Source organism: Halomicronema sp. CCY15110 (genome assembly GCF_016888165.1).
In the GTDB taxonomy this organism is placed as follows: domain Bacteria; phylum Cyanobacteriota; class Cyanobacteriia; order Phormidesmidales; family Phormidesmidaceae; genus Halomicronema.
Window position 1 is genome coordinate 1 of record NZ_JACSWC010000417.1, and the last position, 20,308, is coordinate 20,308.

General features: G+C 57.7%; 17 protein-coding genes and 1 tRNA gene. 5 read left to right on the top strand and 13 right to left on the bottom strand.

Annotation, left to right across the window (positions count from 1 at the left end; translation table 11 throughout):
- The 4 genes from JUK32_RS21750 to JUK32_RS21765 form a co-directional block, all read left to right on the top strand.
- Positions 1 to 1,836, top strand: a 1,836-nt coding sequence (locus JUK32_RS21750; RefSeq protein ID WP_204140970.1) for a CHAT domain-containing tetratricopeptide repeat protein, incomplete at its 5' end; no start/stop codon positions are given.
- Between the two features lie 33 nt (positions 1,837 to 1,869).
- Positions 1,870 to 2,007, top strand: coding sequence for a hypothetical protein (locus tag JUK32_RS21755; RefSeq protein WP_204140971.1), 138 nt, complete (start codon positions 1,870 to 1,872; stop codon positions 2,005 to 2,007).
- Positions 2,008 to 2,057: 50 nt separating this feature from the next.
- Positions 2,058 to 5,126 carry a tetratricopeptide repeat protein gene (locus JUK32_RS21760; protein ID WP_239112940.1) on the top strand — a complete coding sequence of 1,023 codons (3,069 nt, stop codon included), beginning with the start codon at positions 2,058 to 2,060 and terminating at the stop codon, positions 5,124 to 5,126.
- A 145-nt stretch (positions 5,127 to 5,271) separates the two neighbouring features.
- Positions 5,272 to 5,371: transfer RNA gene (locus tag JUK32_RS21765), tRNA-Ala, on the top strand.
- A gap of 37 nt (positions 5,372 to 5,408) precedes the next feature.
- On the opposite strand, the gene JUK32_RS21770 is transcribed toward JUK32_RS21765, so the two are convergent.
- The 10 genes from JUK32_RS21770 to JUK32_RS21815 form a co-directional block, all read right to left on the bottom strand.
- Positions 5,409 to 5,672 (bottom strand): DUF2584 family protein, encoded by a 264-nt coding sequence (locus JUK32_RS21770; RefSeq protein ID WP_204140973.1) that lies wholly within the window; start codon positions 5,670 to 5,672, stop codon positions 5,409 to 5,411.
- Positions 5,673 to 5,831: 159 nt separating this feature from the next.
- Positions 5,832 to 7,193, bottom strand: a complete 1,362-nt coding sequence (thrC, locus tag JUK32_RS21775; protein ID WP_375541598.1) for a threonine synthase — start codon at positions 7,191 to 7,193, stop codon at positions 5,832 to 5,834.
- Positions 7,194 to 7,379: 186 nt separating this feature from the next.
- A complete protein-coding gene (locus JUK32_RS28295) occupies positions 7,380 to 8,207 on the bottom strand; it encodes a hypothetical protein (protein ID WP_204140975.1) in 828 nt (275 codons plus the stop codon).
- Between the two features lie 244 nt (positions 8,208 to 8,451).
- Positions 8,452 to 8,730 carry a hypothetical protein gene (locus JUK32_RS21785; RefSeq protein ID WP_204140976.1) on the bottom strand — a complete coding sequence of 93 codons (279 nt, stop codon included), beginning with the start codon at positions 8,728 to 8,730 and terminating at the stop codon, positions 8,452 to 8,454.
- A 60-nt stretch (positions 8,731 to 8,790) separates the two neighbouring features.
- Complete coding sequence (locus tag JUK32_RS21790) at positions 8,791 to 9,951, bottom strand: tetratricopeptide repeat protein (protein ID WP_204140977.1); 1,161 nt, start codon at positions 9,949 to 9,951, stop codon at positions 8,791 to 8,793.
- A gap of 38 nt (positions 9,952 to 9,989) precedes the next feature.
- Positions 9,990 to 11,339, bottom strand: coding sequence for an AAA family ATPase (locus JUK32_RS21795; protein WP_204140978.1), 1,350 nt, complete (start codon positions 11,337 to 11,339; stop codon positions 9,990 to 9,992).
- Positions 11,340 to 11,509: 170 nt separating this feature from the next.
- Entirely contained in the window at positions 11,510 to 12,310 is an 801-nt protein-coding gene (locus JUK32_RS21800) for a hypothetical protein (RefSeq protein ID WP_204140979.1), read from the bottom strand.
- 150 nt (positions 12,311 to 12,460) lie between these two features.
- On the bottom strand, positions 12,461 to 13,480 hold the full coding sequence (locus JUK32_RS21805) for an isochorismatase (protein WP_204140980.1): 1,020 nt from the start codon (positions 13,478 to 13,480) through the stop codon (positions 12,461 to 12,463).
- Positions 13,481 to 13,539: 59 nt separating this feature from the next.
- A complete protein-coding gene (locus JUK32_RS21810; RefSeq protein ID WP_204140981.1) occupies positions 13,540 to 15,423 on the bottom strand; it encodes a hypothetical protein in 1,884 nt (627 codons plus the stop codon).
- On the bottom strand, positions 15,423 to 16,253 hold the full coding sequence (locus tag JUK32_RS21815; protein WP_204140982.1) for a protein phosphatase 2C domain-containing protein: 831 nt from the start codon (positions 16,251 to 16,253) through the stop codon (positions 15,423 to 15,425). The genes JUK32_RS21810 and JUK32_RS21815 overlap by 1 nt, the downstream gene beginning before the upstream one ends.
- A gap of 132 nt (positions 16,254 to 16,385) precedes the next feature.
- Between JUK32_RS21815 and JUK32_RS21820 the strand changes: the two genes are divergently transcribed.
- Entirely contained in the window at positions 16,386 to 17,078 is a 693-nt protein-coding gene (locus JUK32_RS21820) for an NUDIX domain-containing protein (RefSeq protein ID WP_204140985.1), read from the top strand.
- A 78-nt stretch (positions 17,079 to 17,156) separates the two neighbouring features.
- Here JUK32_RS21820 and JUK32_RS21825 read toward each other — a convergent pair whose 3' ends face one another.
- The 3 genes from JUK32_RS21825 to JUK32_RS21835 form a co-directional block, all read right to left on the bottom strand.
- A complete protein-coding gene (locus JUK32_RS21825; protein WP_204140983.1) occupies positions 17,157 to 17,900 on the bottom strand; it encodes an ABC transporter substrate-binding protein in 744 nt (247 codons plus the stop codon).
- A 476-nt stretch (positions 17,901 to 18,376) separates the two neighbouring features.
- Positions 18,377 to 19,081 (bottom strand): ATP-dependent Zn protease, encoded by a 705-nt coding sequence (locus tag JUK32_RS21830; RefSeq protein WP_204140984.1) that lies wholly within the window; start codon positions 19,079 to 19,081, stop codon positions 18,377 to 18,379.
- Between the two features lie 268 nt (positions 19,082 to 19,349).
- Positions 19,350 to 20,132 (bottom strand): D-alanyl-D-alanine carboxypeptidase family protein, encoded by a 783-nt coding sequence (locus JUK32_RS21835; RefSeq protein WP_309224604.1) that lies wholly within the window; start codon positions 20,130 to 20,132, stop codon positions 19,350 to 19,352.
- Between the last annotated feature and the right edge of the window lie 176 nt (positions 20,133 to 20,308).

Below are 20,308 nucleotides of genomic sequence, written 5' to 3' on the forward strand. Positions count from 1 at the left end.
CGCTATGGGGAGGCCGAACCCCTCTATGTAGAAGCCCTGGCAATTTGGCGCGAGCAGTTAGGGAATCGCCATCCCGATGTCGCAGCCAGCCTCAACAACTTGGCCGAGCTATACCGTGCCCAGGGAAACATCGCCCAAGCGGTGCCCGCCTTCCAGGCTGGGCTAGAGATCGAAGAATGGAACCTGGAGTTGAACCTCGCTACCCTTACCGAGGTTCAAAGGCGGGACTATGCTGCCACCCTCGCGGGCACTACGAATGCTGCTATTTCTCTCTCGCTGCAAGCAACCGAGGCGCAATCCCTGGGGCTAGCCACGCTGCTGCGGCGCAAGGGTCGCCTGCTAGAAGCGGGCAGCCGCAGCCTGCAGCAGCTGCGGCAAAACCTCACCCCAGCCGACCGGGTGATTCTAGATGAATTTGTGGCTGTGCGTCAGCAACTCGCGGCTCTCACCTTCAATCCTCCGGCCAATCTCTCGCCTGAGCAATATCGAGCGCAACTCGCTGAACTAGAAGCCGAAGCCGAAGCCTTGGAAAAGACCTTAGCTCAGCGCAGTGCTGTCTTCCGAGCTGAGACCCAACCCGTTGACATTGCCACGGTGCAATCCCACATTCCCACTGATGGGGTGCTTATAGAGTACGTGCGCTATCGGCCATTTGATGACCAAGCTGATCCAGCCAATCGTTGGGGTGCCCCTCGCTACGCTGCCTACTTGCTGTTTCCCAATGGTCGGATGGTGGCGAAGGATCTGGGAGATGCTGCCGAAATTGATGCTGCCGTTCTCTCCCTCGTCCAGGCATTAGAAGACCCCAACCAAAGCGTGGACGAAATTCATCGCCGCGCTCAAACCCTGGATGCAGTGGTCATGGCTCCGCTCCGGGAGTCATTGAAGGGGGTCGAACACCTGCTGATTTCCCCTGACGGTGCCCTCAACCAAATTCCCTTTGAAGTGCTGCGCTCCAACCGTGGTCAATACCTGATTGAAACCTTCGAAATCAGCTACCTCACCAGTGGTCGTGACCTGCTCAAGCTTGACCTGATTCCCCCCAGCACTAACAACGCCCTCATCCTCGCCGCTCCCAACTATGGCGTGATTGAAGAGATTGTTGCCGCAGCGCCCAATAACGATAACCAGCGCTCAGTTGATGTGGCATCCCTCACCGTTAGTCCATTGGAATATGCCTTCCGTGAGGGTCGTGCCCTCAGTGCTCTGCTCCCGGATGCGGACTTTCTCACCGGGCGTGACGCAACAGAAACGGCCCTCAAGCAATCCCAATCTCCCCGCCTCTTGCATATCGCCACCCATGGTTTTTTCCTCGAAGACTCGCCCCGCCGTCAGGCAAACCGTGATCCTGATGGCACGGCCTTTGGTGGTACTTACGAAGTGCCCATCGAAAATCCTCTGCTCCGCGCCATGCTGGCCCTAGAAGGCTTTAATACCCGCAATAGTGGACAGGAAGACGGCATTCTCACTGCCCTGGAAGCGGCCAGTCTAAACCTCTACGGAACTCAACTGGTGGTGCTCTCGGCTTGTGAAACGGCCCAGGGTGAGGTGGTCAGCGGCGAAGGCGTTTACGGTCTACGGCGAGCTTTTACCCTAGCTGGGGCAGAGTCTTTGCTCATGAGCCTGTGGCGCGTGGAAGATGAAGGCACCCAAGACCTGATGGTGCGCTATTACGAGAACTTACTCAGCGGCATGGGTCGCAGTGAAGCCTTGCGCCAGGTGCAGTTAGAGATGATCAGCTCGGATGACTACAGCCACCCTTACTATTGGGCCGCGTTTGTGCTCACCGGGGATTGGCGGCCATTGGAGGAATCAGTAGCTAATGCTGGTGACTAAAAAGAGATAAGCCAAAAATGGAGACAACTTACCGTGATTGATTCAAGAAAGGGTGGTTGGTTTAAGGCGGCGATCGCTCAGACTCAGCAAGCGTTGGCGCTCTATGACGTATTGGGCGACTCGGATCAGGTGGCGGCGCTGGAGGAGCGACTCGATTTTTTGGAAAATTAACGTTAAGGCGGATTTGGGGCAGGGTTTAGGATGCTAAGAGGGGATAAATGATGGCAATACGCTGGTGGGTTGGCAGTTTAGTGGCATTGGGGCTATGTGGACCGGCTCCGCTGGCTCTGGCGGAGGATGCTCGACTGGCTCAGGTGACACCCAATACTGTAACCGGGCAACTGGATGAGGCCAGCGACACCCTAGAAGATGGTAGCTATTTTAATGTGCATCCCTTTGAGGGGCGGGCCGGAGAATCCATCACCATTGAGCTGATGAGTGACGCGTTTGACACCTATCTCCTGCTGATCGGACCTGACGGCCAGACTATCGCTCAAGATGATAACGGCAATGGTGGCACGAATTCTTGGATTATCGTGACCTTACCCACTACTGGAACCTATCAGATGGCTGCTAATTCCTACATGGTAGGGGCAACCGGGCGGTATACCCTGAGCTGGAAACCGGCGACTGCCGCTGATATTGCTCAAGCAGAAGCGCTGCAACGGGCCGTCAGTCTCAATCAACAGGTGATTGAACGCTACCAGGCGGGACGATACCAGGCAGTCATTCCCTTAGCCGAAGAATCCCTGGCGATTTATCGCGAGCAGTTGGGAGAGCGCCATTTCGCTGTTGGCATTAGCCTCAATAACCTGGCCTTTCTGCATGACAACCAAGGACGCTATGGAGAAGCCGAGCCCCTCTATGAAGAAGCCCTATCGATTTATCGCGAGCAGTTAGGGAATCGCCATCCATCTGTGGCCACCAGCCTGAACAACCTGGCCGCGCTGTATCAAAACCAGGGTCGTTATGGAAAAGCCGAACCCCTTCTTCAAGAAGCCCTGGCGATTTATCGCGAGCAGTTGGGGAATCGTCATCCCGATGTTGCCGGCAGCCTCAACAACCTGGCAGTGGTGTATCAAGACCAGGGCCGCTATGGGGAAGCCGAACCCCGCTTTCAAGAAGCCCTATCGATTTATCGCGAGCAGTTGGGAGAGCGCCACCCCCTTGTCGCCACCAGCCTCGGCAACTTAGCCCGTCTATATCGTGCTCAGGGTCACTACGGGAAGGCGGAATCCCGCTTTTTAGAATCCCTGTCGATTCGCCGCGAGCAGCTAGGGGAAAGCCATCCCGACGTGGCCTTCAGCCTCAATAACCTGGCCGAGTTGTATCAAGCACAGGGTCGCTATGGGGAGGCCGAGCCCCTTTATCAAGAATCCCTGGCGATTTGGCGCGAGCAGTTGGGGGACCGCCATCCTCTGGTCGCCACCAGCCTCAACAACCTGGCTGGGCTGTATAGCGACCAAGGTCGCAATGGAGAAGCCGAGCCCCTTTATGAAGAAGCCCTGGCGATTTACCGTAAGCAGTTGGGAGAGCGCCATCCCGCTGTCGCCACCAGCCTCAACAACCTAGCAGCGATGTACCTGGCCGAGGGAAACATCGCCCAGGCGGTGCCCGCCTTCCAGGCCGGGTTAGGGATTCAAGAGTGGAACTTGGAGCTGAATCTGGTCACCCTGACTGACGCCCAACGGCAGGAATATGCTGCCACCCTCTCAGGCACCACGAATTCGGCTATTACCCTTTCCCTGCAGGCAACCGAAGCGCAGTCTTTAGGGCTAACCACGCTGCTGCGCCGCAAGGGACGGCTGCTAGAGGCAGGCAGTACCAGCCTGCAGCGGCTCCGACGAAACCTTACCCCAGCCGACCAAACAGTGCTGGATGATTTTATTGCGGTTCGTCAGCAACTCGCGGCTCTCACTTTCAATCCTCCAACCGACCTACCGCCTGAGCTATATCGGCAGCAACTCGCGCAACTAGAAACCAAAGCCACAGACTTGGAAAAGACTTTAGCGCAGCGTAGCGCTATCTTCCGAGCGGAGCGTGAACCCGTTGACATGGCTACAGTGCAGGCACAAATTCCTACTGATGGGGTGCTGGTGGAATACGTGCGCTATCGGCCCTTTGATGCCCAGGCTGATTTTGCCAACCGTTTTGGCGACCCTCGCTACGCGGCCTACCTGCTGTTTCCCGACGGTCGTATGGAGGCGATGGACCTGGGGGATGCTGCCGGAATTGATGCTGCCGTCCTCTCTCTCGCCCAGGCCGTAGAAGACTCTAGCCAAAGTGTGGACGAGATTCATCGCCGCGCTCAAACTCTGGATGCGCTAGTCATGGTTCCGCTCCGGGATCAACTGGAGGGGGTCGAACACCTGCTGATTTCCCCTGACGGTGCTCTCAACCAAGTTCCTTTTGAAGTACTGCGCTCCAACCGTGGTCAATACCTGATTGAAGCCTTCGAGATTAGCTACCTCACCAGTGGTCGTGACCTGCTCAAGCTCGACTCGATTCCCCCCAGCTCTAACCCTCCTCTCATCCTCGCGGCTCCTAACTATGGCGAGATTGATGAGATTGTTACCGTTGCGCCTAATGACACGGGTCAGCGCTCAGTTGATCTGGCGACCCTCTCGGTAGGGCTATTAGAATACGCCTTTCATGAGGGTCGTGCCCTCAGCGCTCTGCTCCCAGATGCGGACTTCCTCACTGGGCGAGGTGCGACTGAAACCGCCCTCAAGCAAGCCCAAGCTCCCCGCCTCTTACACATCGCCACCCACGGTCTTTTCCTCGAAGACGCCCCCCGCCGTCAGGCAAGACGGGACGCTGAAGGCACGGCCTTTGGTGATACTTACGAAGTGCCCATCGAAAATCCCCTGCTCCGCGCCATGCTGGCCCTGGAAGGCTTTAATACCCGCAATAGTGGCGAAGAAGACGGTATTCTCACTGCCCTGGAAGCGGCCAGTCTTAACCTCTACGGCACTCAACTGGTAGTGCTCTCGGCTTGCGAAACGGCCCAGGGCGAGGTGGTCAGCGGCGAAGGGGTTTACGGTCTACGGCGAGCCTTTACTCTGGCGGGGGCGGAGTCTTTGGTCATGAGCCTGTGGCGTGTAGAAGATGAAGGCACCCAAGACCTGATGGTGCGCTACTACGAGAACCTGCTCAGCGGCATGGGACGTAGTGAAGCGTTGCGCCAAGTGCAGTTAGAGATGATTAATTCCGACAACTACGCTCATCCCTACTACTGGGCCGCGTTTGTCCTCACCGGCGATTGGCGGCCTTTGGATGCCTTAAACTAGCGGGGCTGCGATTAAACAGGCTCTCTTTGTCATCTTCTAGCCTCGTTAGCGAAGCCCGCCAGCTCAAAGCCGAATACGTTTTGGCACGTTCGTTAAAGAGATCTGTGCAGAAGTGAAGAATATTTGTACCTTGGGTGTGTAAATGGGAGGCAACTAGAGATTTAAGCTCTGAAACCTATGTGTAATAAGGCCTGACCCCTTGAATGGCATTCAAGGGGTCAGCGGTTCGAATCCGCTTAGCTCCATTTCTCATAATTGGTGACTTCGTTGATTCGCGATCGCTTATTGCATGGCAAACGGGGCATCGTAGATCCGGGTGATCCTAAATTCGAGATCGGTAGTTTGTTGCTGCCAGATCAGTTTTTCAATCACGATGTCAGCATGAGCCTGCCAAGACTCATCAACCAGACACAGTGGCACGTCGAGGGGAAAGATGCGATAGCCCGGTTTCTGTACGCGGTGGCGATCGCCGATGGCTAACCGCTTGGGATATCCCTGATCCGGCTTGAGCTTGAGGATGCTGTTAACTTGGCAGGGCATACCCATGGGGGATTCTCCAAAATAGGGCGATCGCACCACGCATAACGGCTGACCTAGCACGAGTGATACCGATGCTTGAGACCAACGATTTTGCCGAAGCCGCGTTAAGCGATCGCATTCCCACCGCATGGCCGCTGTGATGGTGGCGACCCGTGAGTTCGAAACTTAGTGGCTCAACCGTTTTTGAATCTCGGCTTGTACGACATCGGCATCGGCGGGTAAGTGAACGGCGGGATTCGCGTACTGGCTCATGACATCTTCCAATCGCGATTCGTGATACTTGACCTTGAAGTCGGTGAACTTGAGACCGTGGGCGGTGCTAATGACAACGGTGCGATCGCTCGCCTTAATCAGGCCCCGGTTGATCAGCTTTTTCAGCACCGCCAGGGCGACGCCGGTGTGGGGGCAGGTAAACATGCCCGTCAAATCGGCCTCGGCGGTCGCGGCAGCCAGTTCATTTTCGGTAGCCTGCTCGACAATGCCGTCGCTTTCCCGAATGGCGGTTGTGGCCTTGTCATAGCTAACGGGGTCACCGATGCGAATGGCACTCGCCAGGGTATCGCCTGCGGTCTTGCTGACTTTTTCCTTAAAGCCTTGCTGGAATGCCTCGTAGAAGGGATTGGCCTGAGCGGCTTGGGCGGCGACCAGGCGCGGCATCCGGTTGATGAGCCCCAGATCCATCATTAATTTGAACCCTTTGTAGAGGGCGCTAATGTTGCCCAGGTTGCCCACGGGAATGATGATCCAGTCGGGGACTTGCCAGTTGAACTGCCGCACAATTTCGATGCCCACGGTCTTTTGGCCTTCGATGCGGAGGCTGTTCATCGAATTGGCGAGATAAATCGAATTATCTTGAGTCACCTGTTTGACGATCTTCATGCAACCGTCAAAGTCGGTGTCGAGGGCCAGCACATGGGCTCCGTTCGCCACGGGTTGAATCAGTTGCGCCGTGCTGACTTTGCCCGCTGGCAGAAAAATGACCGCCGGAATCCCCGCATAGGCGGCATACGCGGCCAGCGCCGCACTGGTATCGCCGGTGCTGGCGCAGGCCACCGCCTTGACGGGTTTGTCCTCAGCCATCATTTGTTTGACGACGCTGACCAAGACGGTCATGCCCAGATCTTTAAAGCTGCCCGTGTGACTATTGCCGCAAAGCTTGATCCACAAATCGGGGACGCCCAGTTGCTTGCCTAAGCGATCGGCCCAAAACAAGTTGGTGTTGCCCTCAAACATGCTGACCACATTGTCATCAGCCAGGGAGGGGATCACCCACTCGCGCAGTCCCCACACGCCGCTACCGTAGGGCCATCTGGTCGTGCTGATGCGAGAGTCAAACAGTTGCTTCCATTGGTCGGCGCTACGGGCTTTGAGCGGTTCGCGTTCGTGATGTACTTCTAGCAAGCTGCCGCAGGAAGGGCAGGTGTAAATCACATCGTAGAGGGAATGCTTGGCAGAACAGCCCGCAATACAGCGGAAGTAGGTAGTTTGATTATCGATCGCTTGTTTGGGCTCGACAGCTGACGACAGCATGGTGGGTACTTTATTTCGGATGGGTCATCAGTTGTCATTATGTTCCTAGTTAGCACCTCAGGGCTAGGGGGTCAGCGGGGAAGGTTGACCTGAGCGGCCAAAAATCAGTGTCTAGGGCTACAAAAAGGTTCAGGTGCCGCCGTTAGTCATGCGATGCAGTCCTATGAGGGTGACTGGGATGCCTCAGAGGCACGCCGCAGGATAGGCCACCTCGATATTGACGGCATACGCTTTAGGTTCATTGCCCTCGGGCAGGCGGTATTGGCCAGTGCGCACAAAGGCTTCTGCCTGCTCGTCCAAAATGGCGTATCCCGTTGAGCTGACGACCGTTGGCCCGCGCCGAAAGTTACCCACTTCATCGACAACGACCATGAGCGTTCCTCGCAGCGGCGGCTCATCCAAACAGGTTGCGCCCAGCTCATAGGGCAGTGATAAGGGGTCGGCGATGGACGGCACACTTTGTCCTGGAACTGTCCAATCTTGATAGATGCTAAAGGCTCGGCTGAGATTTTCGTCTAAATCGAAGTGTTGGGAGCCGTCGTGCTGATACTCTCCGACATCTTGCAGACGCTGTTGGAGCGTGGGGGGCGGCGGTGGCGAGGTTAGACCCGACGAACCTGGCTCTGGGGGCAGGTCATTCGGATCTGGCCCGGGTGGAGTGGGTTCAGACTTGGGCTGGGGCGGGGTCGGCGGTGGCGTTTCGCGGGGGGACGGCGGCGGTGGTGGAGCACTGGTGGGTGGGGGCGGTGTGGCGGGCGATCGCTCTACCACCTGTGGTGAAGTCTCGGTCGGCTCAGCCGCAAACGGCTCTACCGCCTCCTGCCGAGGAGGCCTCAATGTGTCAGAGGGCAAAATCGCCACATCCATCACCGCAGTTGGATCACGCTCTGGGGGGGAAGGCTCTGGGCTGATCTCTGGCTCGGGCCAGGGCAACCCCAACACTACGCCGTGGGCCAGCACCGAAACCGCCACGATCGCCACAAAGAGGCGAGATCGAGATCGAGGCCGCACTGTATTTTGTGAACTGAGCTGTGCCACCAAGTTGACCTACTCTGTCATCACCGCCCGGACAGATCTCAGCCAGAGCCGCTGATCTCGTCGGTATTTTCTACGATAGCGAGGTGGCTGAAGGTGCGATCGCGGGGCAGACAGTTGTCGCAGTGACCTATCGGGATGCGATCGGGCGAGCCGACCAGGGCAATCGGACTCTGTGGTCAACCTGAAAAGATGACGTTGCACTGCTGCCGCGTCATGGTTAGGCAGCAGTCTGAGGGGGCCGTTGATACAGATTCCGCAGGGTGCGATTGACGAAGCTGAGGTAGTCATCAATTTCGGCGTAGCGATCGAGTTCAGCCAATTCCTCAGACGTTAATGTTTCATTTTCCTGCTTATCCAAGAGGGCTTCGATGCGCTGTTGCACCGTCTGGGAGGCTCGAAATATCGGAACGCCTGCTTCCAGCACTACACTAATGGCTCCTTCCATCGGCAAAGAGTCAGGCAAGCTGTGTAAAATCGGCGGCATGGGTAAACTCATACTCTGTATTCTACTCGACTTAAAATTGCTCCCTCATTACCCAGTCACCCCATCACCCTGCTACGCTTCCATCAGCGCTTGAAAGCGGGGATCAGCGCGAATCGTGTCAAAGTCAGTATCGGTCTTTGCCAGCTCGCGATACTCGTCAGGGCTGAGTTGAATGGCCCGTTCCAGATTCTCTAAGGCTGGCTCTACTTGGCCTTGCAGACCGTAACAGCAAGCTTTATTGTAGAGCGCTTCATCTTTGTCGGGTTTGATCCCTAGGGCGGCGTCATAGGCGGCGATCGCGTCTTCATAGCGGCCTAAATTCCACAGCGCCACGCCTTTGTTGTTGAGCGCTTCAGGGTAGTCGGGTTTGATTTTGAGGGCGGCGTCATAGGCGGAGATCGCGTCCTCATAGCGGCCTAAATTAACCAGCGCCCCGCCTTTGTTGTAGAGCGCTTCGTCTTTGTCGGGTTTGATGTTGAGGGCGGCGTCATAGGCCGCGATCGCCTCTTCATAGCGACCTAAGTCGCTCAGCGCATTGCCTTTGTTGTAGAGCGCTTCGTCTTTGTCGGGTTTGATGTTGAGGGCGGCGTCATAGGCGGCGATCGCCTCTTCATAGCGACCCGCCTCGTACAACCCATTGCCGATGTAAAACTGCTCAGCGGCCTGACTGGAGGGATCATCGGTATCCGGTTGCAGCGTGGCCCGGGTGGATGACACGGAATCGTCGGGGAAGCGAAAGATGGCCGATTGCCAATCGAGGAAGTCGGCGGCTCGCTTGATCAGATATTTCAGGGCAAAGGGTGAGACGCAAAAGACCAGACAGAGATGGCTAAAATCGTCGCGAAAGTTGTCGCGCTGCTGGTTCAGGTGGCCGAGCAGGGGCGGCACGGTGTCTAGGTTATAGTAGTCGCCTTCGCCACCGTAGCCCGGTTTGATGTCTGGCTCCAAAGACTTTTCAATGCCTTGAATAAATAGAATATTTAAGTCGGCTAGGTCGGGCCGTTGGGCAATCAAGCGATAGAGGTTGTCAATGGGGCCATCGAGGGTGAGTGTGCCGATCTTCTTTTGCGGCAGGTCGGTCTGGAGTTGTTGAATCACTTGCTGAGCCTGGGCGGGCGATGCCTGCACAAACAGCAGTCCAAAGCCTTTGCGCCGCCGTAGAGATCGCCGCAGGGCTTGGTACTGGGCCGCGGGGTCAGTCGCGATTTGCTTGGCAGACTGGGCCAGACTCATGACAGAGATGTCCTCAGCAGGGACGAGACGAGTATGCGTTAGGCTTGCAGCACTTTCGCCAGCGCGTTCTGAAAGGCGGGAATGTCTTCGATCAAAGGATGGACATTGTGCCAGCGTTGCAGCTTGCTCTGCTCATCATAGTAGCGATATTCCAGCAAACAGCGATTGAGCAGTAAACGTAGACAGCGGTCATCGTTGTCGGCGGTGCGGGTATGGCAGACCTGAGCCAAAATCTCCCACTGGTTGGCCTGCACGGTGTTGAGATAGGTTTCCCGCGTTTCCTCAATGGCAATTTGCACCGCTTGGGCCGTAATGGGCAGCTGATCTGTCCAGTCGATCGCCCGCTGAATCAACTGCATCAGATTGCGCAGATGGCCGCCACTCATCAGGCAGAGCTGCCGCAACGTCGCCGCACTGTCAAACAGGTGTGTATCGAGATTTGCCGCCAGGTCAGCGTCAATCAGGGCGATGCGCTTGGCAATCAGTTCGCGAAATTTATCGATGCCCGCTTCATTCACGTCGCCGTCGGGATACCGCATCATCACCATCGGCAGCACATCGGGTTTGTCGTAATTGTCTTCGAGCCGCGTCGCCCGTTCGGAATACACCATCGAAATTGGCACTGTGTAGATCACGTGGCAGTCCAGCCCCCGCAAAATTTCACTGCGGTTGAGATAAATCTCGTCGTAGTTGCTGGGCTTGCCGGCTTCTTGTCGCTCCACAATGCGATCCAGATTGTCCGCCATAATCACGATGCCCTTGTACTCGGGTGCCAACACTGTTTGGGCTTCGCGGATAAACTCGTTCAGCGCCGTGACCAGCGAGGGGGTGTAGTCGTTGATGCGTTTGCGGAGTTCTCGTCGCTTGTCGGGCACGGCCCGCAAGGTAGAACTAATGCTGCCAAACTGCGCGATCTGCCCTTCCAGCGTCAGCCCGTCAAACTGCACTTCTGATTGCGCCAGATCTTGCAACGCCCCCCAGCGCTCTTGTAGCCAGTTCACCAGGGGATTGTGGTTTTGCACCGTAATGGCCTGGGCCAAATGCCGGGTGCAGGCAAACAAAATATCGGCGTATTCGGTATCCAGCGGTTCGATGTCTTCGTTGTCGGCGGCAAAGTACACGACAAAGTAGTGCTGCGCCGTCAAAAATTCCCGCAACTGTTGCAGTTCGGTAGACTTGCCGACGCCGCGATGCCCGGTATAGAGCTGGCAGGTCGGCTGTTTTGATCGCGTAATCCGCCGCCCCAATTCCCGCACCACGTCCCACTTGCCGCGCACCTCCCGACAATCGACATAGGCTTCTTTCAGTGGGGGCAAAAACGGCTCAAAGGAACTGTAGATTTCAGTCAGCAGTTCTTCGTCGGTTAACGGGCGCGGCTGGTCACTCATACTGGGTGGAGACTCTGATCTGCCTCATGTTAGCCAATGAATTCTCCCCAGGCATAAAGCAAGCTGGAAAACAGCGGTGAGTCGATGCCATTCCTACATTGCCCCGCACAGGGGATGCGAGCGGAGCGATCGCGGGGAATGCTGGCGCGATCGCTCCGCTCACCATCCAGTTATGGCGTGCCAAAGCCGCCGAGGGCAGTCTGGCTAAAGTTACCCGCGCTCTGGCTCGCCCGCACCGCCGACTGGGAAAACAGCGCAAAGGCCTGACGGATGTCGGTCTGACTGTTCCCCGGTGTCAGAATCCATTCATCGCGAATGCCCATCTCCCGAAAAACCTGCGTAAAGTCAGTGTCGCCGTCGTCAATGCCCATCGCCGCAATGATGTGATTTTCACTGCGCAGCAGGTCGTCCACGATCACCTTCACGTCCTGAGCCGTGGTGCGGCGCGAGTGGCAGTCCGCCCCATCCGAAATGATCAGCGTCACCGATCTCGCGGGCACCCCATTGTCAATAAACTGCTGGGTCTTGGCCAGCACCGTCCCCAACAGCACTACCGTCTGTTCATACAGGGGCGTGCCCTGGCTGGGGTCATAGTTTTGGCTATCCATGCGCACCGCCTGATTCACCGGACAGTAGGGGTAGAGGACGTGGCCGTTGAGATAGCGATTGTGGATCAGAATTTGGTCTTGCTGGGGCGAGGCGAGCAGGGCATCGAGCACCGTGTTGTGGCCCGCCCGCACGATCGCATCGTTGCCCGCAAAGCGAATCGAGCCGGAATCGTCGGGCATCAGCGTCACGAGGACGACCTCGCTGGCCATCATGTCATCCACGGGGGTGCCCAGTCCCGCCTGAATTTGCAGCCCGATGTCGGTCACATTCAGCGCCTGCATCGCCGCCGTGGAGAGCGCCCCATCGTTGTGAGCAGATTGGAACAGGTCGTTGATATTGGGCGTGGCGTTGGTTGAGTTCATGGTGGTTTCCTCAGAAGGGTGAAAGGGTGGATGAGTAGATGAGTAGATGGGTAAAAGGAGCAGATGCATGACCGTTCAGGAGAATTCTGGGACGATGCATTAAAGGGTTTGTTAGGGGCGCACGGCTGTGCGCCCCTACAAGATCTGGCTTCAGCTCAGGGTGTCGGTCGATCGCATAATCTGCATCCCGGCATCGGCGAACCGCTGAAAGGCGGCATCGGCGGCATCGGTGAAGTCCACCACACCGGGCACGACCACGGGGGAAGAGCAATCTTCCAGCAGATATACCTTTTGGGCCAGGGTCGGATCCTGCTGCTGAATTTCCGTCAGCAGGTCGTCAATCGTCCAGGCGACACAGTGGCTCTTGGCCTGTCCGGCGATGATCACCGCGTCAAAGTCCAGCAGCTTTTGAATGAAGCGGGTATTTTTTTGAGCGATCGCTTGGCCGCTGGGGCCATCCAACACCTCGGGCCGCAGCACCGAGTAGTTTTCCGTCAGCGGGTTGCCCCCCTTGATCTCAAAGTTGGTCTGACTGTTGCGTGCCAGGGTATGGAAAAAGCAGGCTTCTTCCACTGCGGGCACCAACGCGTGACCAATGCCCCCCAGCATGGCGTGGTAGGGCCAGATGGTGAGGGGATATTTGCCCTCGTCACTCAGCCGCTTTACATAGTGCAGGGCATAGGCTTGCAGCACCACATAGTTGCCGTGGGCCAGGCTGTAGCTCACCGCCGGATTCACCTTCCACACTCCCTGTTCCACTTCGGCCAGGGTGATGGTGGTCATCGGCGCTGGGTTGTCGCCCGCATCGTTGACCCAAAAATCAGCGTGGAAGATTTGCAACGTGGTGTGGGTGTCCATAGTGGGGGCGATTTCGGTGATTTGCCCCAGGTTGCGGTAGATGAACTCGCACAGGCGAATGTTGTCCTCCACCGCGCCGATGCCCGATCGCCCGCCGACGAACAGTTCAAAGCCGGGAATGCAAAAGGTATTTTGCACATCGATCGCCATCAGGCAGATCCGCTTTTTGTCTTGGGCGGCTGGCGCAATGTGGTGGATTTTGGCCCACTGCTTGGCCTGGGTGGCCCGTTCTTGATAGGGCACGCGCCATAGCTCGCCGACGCGGCTGGCATCAAAGTGGGTGGGCAGGGGAAGTTGGGTGGTGGTTTTCATCGTGAGTCTCCTTAAAAATGGGAAAGAGGGGCAGGGGAGCAGGGGAGCAGGGGGCAGGGTTAGTGCAGTTGCAGCCAGTCGATTTGGCGATCGCGCACCACCCACAGTCCTTGGGGGCCAGCGATGAGCTGACAACTGGCGTCCACATCGGGTTCGGTGGCGGCAAAGGTGCGGGTGTGCGCCAGTTGGCCCGACTGCACCTGAATGCGCACAATGCCCTCATCCGTCGCCGCCAGCAGAAAGTCATTAACGGCGGAGAAGGGGCAAGGGTCGTGTTGCGCGGCCAGAGCTGTGCCCAGGTGCGTGAGCCAGTCATCCTGCTGCGGGTGACTGGTGGCCGTCGCCACGACCTGGCCCTGGGCCGAAATTACCTGACACGTATAGCGTTGCTGCCCTTGTTCCTGCGTGGTCAAAAACAGCCAGGCCATCCCAGTGCTAAAGCAACAGCTGGCTTGCAGCAACTGGCCGGTAACGGGGAGGAGGGGGACGCGATCGTTCAAGCCAGACTTCTGGACATCAAAGACAAAGGCCCCCTGGAGTTGTCCCGCCCGATAGAGCCCCAGGCCAAAGGTTGGCCCCAGCCAGAACTGGGTGTGTCCCTCTAGCACGGCCCCCACAACCTGCGGCCCGAGCGAAGACTGCCGCCACAGATACCCCTGGGCGAGCCAGCACAGAGCGCGATCGCTCACCTCAAATTGGGACACCGCACCATAGCGATCGACGGTTTGACGGGGGGATTTCGCCACGGCTCCCAGCTCGACCCACTGCTGGCCATATCCCAGCCAAGTGCGATCGCCCCGGAGCCGCCAGCGCATGTGAGGGCCGCGATCGCCCTGCAACAGCGGCGTACCATTTTCCCGATAGAACGTGCCCGCCGCCCAGTACACCCAGCGCAGCTGGCCCTCGCTCTGACGGGCATACAAGATCAGGCCCGTAGTCTGAAAGACCGGGGTAACCGGCACTTGCCCCGGTTTGGCCACCGGCGTCACCTGGGGTTGCGCACAGTGGGGGCAGCACGGGCGGCCATGTTCCAACCCACAACTGGGACAGGTCTGCCAGGTCAGCGTTGTCAACAGATCGAGCGGCCACGGCCCCCGCCAATCGTGCTCAAACACCTGCTGAAAATGGTGCAGCAGCGCCTCGGGTAGATAGTGATAGGGCACGGCTGGCTTGGGGTAGCGCACCGCCGGATGGAACACGGTCAGGCGGTGCAACGGTCGCGCCGCCTGGGGGACGACTGGATCCCCACGGCGGGGCTGGTAAACGCCCCCATAGGGATCGACAAACAGCAAACACTGCATCAGCATGACGGTAAAGGCATACCAGTCTGAGTCGGGCGTGTGGGGCTGCTGGAGCTGCAGTTGGGTCGCCTGGGGATCACACCGCAGCGGATCCACAAAGCGCGCGGTAAACATGTGACAGGGAAAAGCCCCGAACTGGAAGGAATCGGTATCGATCAGGTAGGCGGCAGTGCCCTTGACCAGCACATTCAAGTCATTGAAATCGCCAACAACTACCCCTGCTCGGTGAATCTGCGTCAGCGTTTGGTGCAAGTCGCAAAAAATCTTGATCACCGTTGCGGTGGCGATGGTCTGGCGAAAACCGCGCTGACTGTAGCGCGGCAACCAGTCAGCCTGATCGAGTCGGGGCATGGTATAGCCCAAGATCTGCTGTCCCTGGCGGTCATGCACCAAAGTTTGTGGGGCAATCACCCGAGCGGGCAACGATTGCGGAAACTGCCGCAGCTTTTGTTGATGTTGGTCGAGGCGGTGCTGTGCGGCCTGTTGGGCCTCTGGTTGGTGGCTAAAGTCTGGGTGCGTCGGCGGCTTAAAAACCTTCACCGCCTGATCACCCGACCACTGATACACTTCGGCTTCGCCACCTTGACCAATCAGTTGCTGCGGCGTCAGGCGCACCTTTTTTTGTTGAATGTAAACGTCCATCAGGACCTCCTTGAGGGCGTGAACCGAGGGCGCAGGCACACCAGCGTCGTGTCATCGGGCAACCATCCGGGTTGCCTGACGACATGCTGCCGTTGCCAGTCGGGCTGCATCACGGCTCGGTTGACTTGGGTCAGTCGTCGCCGTACCCGGTCGGGATTTTGAAAATAGGGGTCTTGCCAGAACTGACTCAGGTCGCCCACCGGCTCCGTCTTGCCAGGCAGCGGCAAGGCCGCTGCGGCTATCAAATCCACGACCCCATCACTGCCCAACAACAGCGTCTTGACGCCATCGGTGGGCTGCTGGCAATGCACCTGCAACGGCGGCGGCTCAAAGCCGAGTGCGTCTGCTGGGAAGAGGTGATACGCCAGATAGGGCGGTGCATTCTGCGGATAAGGCCCGAGCACCTGAGGCTCGCCGTTGAGAGCATAGACGCCATCGCCGAGACCAAAAATGACGGTCCGGTCAGGCGTGATGACGGCCGCCAACAGCGTAAACAGCAAATGCTGCTGCACCGTGATGGCCAGGTCATCGCCCAGTTGTCGGGCCAGCGATCGCAACCGTTGCAAAACCTGACGCTGCACGCGGGGCCAAAAATCGACCGCCGTCAGCGATCGCTGGGCGAGCTGATGCCGTACCGCCCGCACCATTAGCGCGGCCCCCAGTTGAGCGCCCACTTCACTGTGGGGCTGACTGCCACAGCCATCGCACACGACGGCCACCAGCCCCTGCGGCAAAGCGTTCCAGGCCCAAGCATCCTGATTATTTTTGCCTACACGGCGGTGGTCGCGACCGACTACCGAGCCCGCCGCCACTTCAATTTCCAGATTCATGGAAGTACCTAAACCTTTAGTGTGTTTTCTACACTAAGTCGATTAACTTCATCATAGTGTCGATATCACACTATGTCAATCTTGGGGCACAATGAGCCCTGTATCCCTCTGTTTTGTTTGGCTGCGCGGCAAATGGCCTATACCTACACTCACCCCCGTCCTGCCCTCACCGTTGACTGCGTGGTGTTTGGGTTCGATGCTCAGACCACTCTGCAAGTGCTGCTAATTCAGCGCAAACTCACGCCCTACCAAGGAGAGTGGGCGCTGCCAGGCGGCTTTGTGCGGTTGGCAGAGTCGTTAGAAGCGGCGGCCCGGCGGGAGCTGCGGGAAGAAACGGGGGTGGAGGATGTATTTCTGGAGCAGCTCTACACGTTTGGTCAGCCCGATCGCGACCCCCGCGATCGCGTGGTCTCCGTCGCCTATTACGCCCTGATTAGTCTGGCGGGGCATCCCCTCCAAGCCCGCACCGATGCCCAAGACACCGCCTGGTTTGCGCTGGATGCCGTGCCCCCCCTGGCCTTTGATCATCACCAGATTTTGCAGGCGGCGATCGCCCGCCTGCGGGGTAAGGTGCGCTACGAGCCCATCGGCTTCGAGCTACTGCCAGAAAAGTTCACCCTCACCCAGTTGCAGAAGCTGTACGAAACCATCTTGGACCAGCCTCTTGACAAGCGAAATTTTCGCAACAAGCTGCTCCGCATGGATCTGCTGGTCGCCCTGGACGAAACCCAGACCGGCGTCGCCCACCGCGCCGCCCGCCTCTATAAATTCGAGCCTCAACGCTACGAGCAACTCAAACAGCAGGGCTTTAACTTTGAGCTGTAACGGTTAGGGGACGGTTCCCTCGGAAGGGAACCGTCCCCTGATAATGGCGATGTCGGTGAAGCGCGATCACCCCAATGATTACGAAAACGGATAAGGCTTAAAGGGAATCCACTGCCCCCAAATTCGCTTGAGCGTACCGTCCAGCATCAGCGCACTCATGACTATATTGAGCGCGTCCAGTAATTCGCGGTTGCCAGGTAAGACGCCAACACCGAAAGGATGTTGTGAGGGCATTTCAAAGGCCACGCGCACACCATTCCCCTGCGCCTCAGCCGCCAATAGCAAAATCGAATCTTCGACGATCGCGTCAATGTGGCCTTTCCGGAGGGCTTGCAGCATCTGGATTCCGACCCGATGCTTGCCCTCAAAGTAAACCGGTTCGATATCGGGTGGCAGCAACTCTAGCAGACGCAAACTCACGCTTTCTTGCAGCACCCCCACCCGCTTATGACTCAGGTGCGCTTTGCCCTCAATTTCGGCGTCCTCGCGCACCAGCACAGCGGTGTCAAAACGACCATAAGGCCGGGTAAAGTCGGCCCAGGCTCGCCGTTCTTGGGTAATGATTTGGTTAAACCAGATCACGTCATAGTTGCCCGACGCTAGGGACTCATAAAACTGTTTGAGAGGCAGGTTAAACCAAACCGGTTTGAGATCGAGGCGATCGCACACGACCCTGGCAAGTGCGGGTTCAAACCCCTGCCGCTCACCGTCACGCATGAAACTCATTGGGCGGACGGGGATATCACTGGTAATGATCCGCAACTCGCCTGGCGCAACAGTGGTGAAGTCGGTTAAATTCTGAACGCCGGTAATCTTGGTCATAATCTTTGCCTCTCACCGTTCCGGTAGGAAAGAGCGATGCACGCCTAAAGTCGGATTAATCTAGCAAACCCTAACAGAGAGCTTGAAATCTGGGAAGTTGGGCGAGAGCCCACTTTTTGACACCTGCCTGCAGATTGCCCAACGATGGCCTCTGCCTAATTTGGCACAAGGCCGCCCTCAATTGCAGAATTTTAATAAGTTAATGAGCCCCCCTCAAAGAGTATTAGGCCCGTCAACGGGCTCATTGTAGATCTTGAAGTTATTTTCAATGAAGGGGGCTAGTGGCTTCAACCGCAAGGTTACGGAACCCTCCAATACCGACCTGAACTTGCAGCGCCCTCCGCATGATTCACGACTTCCGGCCCACTGGCCGCAACCTGCCGACAAGGGTGATGACGAGTCGGAGAATAACTGCTGAAGACGGAGTCGTCCACAGTCATTCCCCCTGATTGACCCGATAATTCTGTGACTGTGACTTATGCCTCGGCAATGAGCGCCGTCGGCTCGACGTGGCGTTGCAAGAGCGCGAGGCAATCAGCGACAGGTAGATCCGCCGCCATGGCGGCAGCGAGCTCTGTGTAGGCTTCCTGGTGCTTTTCGAGGAGGGTTTTGGCTTGGAGCGCCGCCCACCGCTGGCGCACCTGCCCCTCTTGGAGGGGACGTTGTAGCTGCTGCCAGAGGATGGAAAATTTTTGGCGATCGTCTTGGCCCCCCTGGGCCTGACCGTATGTGAGTTGCTCGGCAGCGATACCCGCCATCCAGACCGTGCAATAGCGGTTGAGGGTTTGAGCTGGGAGCTGGCCAGTTTTCAGGGTAGCTTCTAGATCGGCGGTGTCAAATTGCACTCCCCCCAGTCCAGGCAAACCTTTTTTCCAGGCGTCCCAAGCGCTCAGGGTGTAATCAGTGACGGGAATATTCAGCAAATAAGCGACGAGAAAGTGGCCCGCCTCGTGATGGACGACCCGCTCGCGCTCATCGCCTGACAGGCGATTGAGACCGTTGATTAACAGATTGCCAATGGTGCCGTTAAAGCTGGCTTGGTCGAAAACGGCAATGCCTGCGAGTAGGGCGATCGCGACCACCGGCACCGCTTGTGGTATTTGCACCAGCGGCCCGACGAGCATCCCCATCGTGACGGTGAAGATGGAAATGGCAATCAGGTTGAGCGTTAACTGACCCATCGTTAGCAGATGTCCTCAAAACTGGCGATCGCTGCCTGCCCCCTGCCGTTAACACAGTAGCGACGCGAACCGCCCAGTGATGGTCAGGGCTGCCACCAGCAGCGTCTCTTTAGCTTAAGGGGGTGATCACCCGGTGTGCAAAAATTGCCCCGCCGCTGATGAACGACAATACCGCCAATCATGACCGCCAACCATGGCGAGGGGGAATGGCCCAGCTGGGCGATTCATGCCGTGCCTGGTGCAGCGCGAGCGCCCCCGTAGGAGCGGGCTAGCGATCGCCGTAAAACATTTCTAGACTTTCCGAATTGCCCACAAAGCGCCAATGCCAGGGCTCATACTGCACCCCTTGCGCATTGCCTTCGGGAAAAGAGAGCTCAAAGCTGTAGCGGGGGGCATTGGTGGCGAGCCATTGAAAGGCCGGGGTCGCCGCAAAATCGACATTCAAATCGGCCTGGGGTTGACTGGCATCGCCAATGTCGATCGCATAGCCCGTATGATGTTCGCTGTATCCGGGCGGGGCGCTAACCTCGGCGCGGGTCGAGACCGTTTGTCCTCGTTCTGCCTTGATTTCAAAAAATAGATACTGCTGGTCGGCCACCGTACGAAAGCCCGAAATCGGCAGCAGAGAGATGCCAGCGGCATTCGCGTCAGCCACCATGGCTTCAAACCTGGCGGCAGCTTCGGGCTGCATCAAAATTTCCCCATTCAGCGTGAGCGGCACCAGGGCGGACAATTCGGCCTCTTCGTAGGCGAGATGCCCCAGCAGCGAGGTGCGAGACGGGGTGGCTTCCGCGCCGACCATGGCCCCCACCCCTGGGGCTGGCGAACCCACCAGCATCGGCTCAAAGGGGACGGGCAACGCGGCTTCGGTTTCTTGATAGGTGACCCACGAAACGGCCAACCCCGCGATCGCGCTCAACAGGCCCACGCCAAACCACAGGAGCCACCACCGCCAGCCTTTGCGGCCAAGGCTGCGACCACTGGCACTGCTGCCCCCATCGCGCTGGGCAACGGGAATGTCTTCGGCTGGGTCATAAAAGTTGGGCTTCACGATTGGTCTCAACCCCTACAGCAGTAATTAAACCGTTTGACTAAACACAGGATGCCACCAGTGGCGCTTCTCGGGACACGCTAGGGCGCGTCATCAATGAATTCCAGAGACCTGGTGGGATCAGCATTACCGCGCCCGCACTCCTGAAATAAACTAGGGCCTGTCGTCCTTTTGCC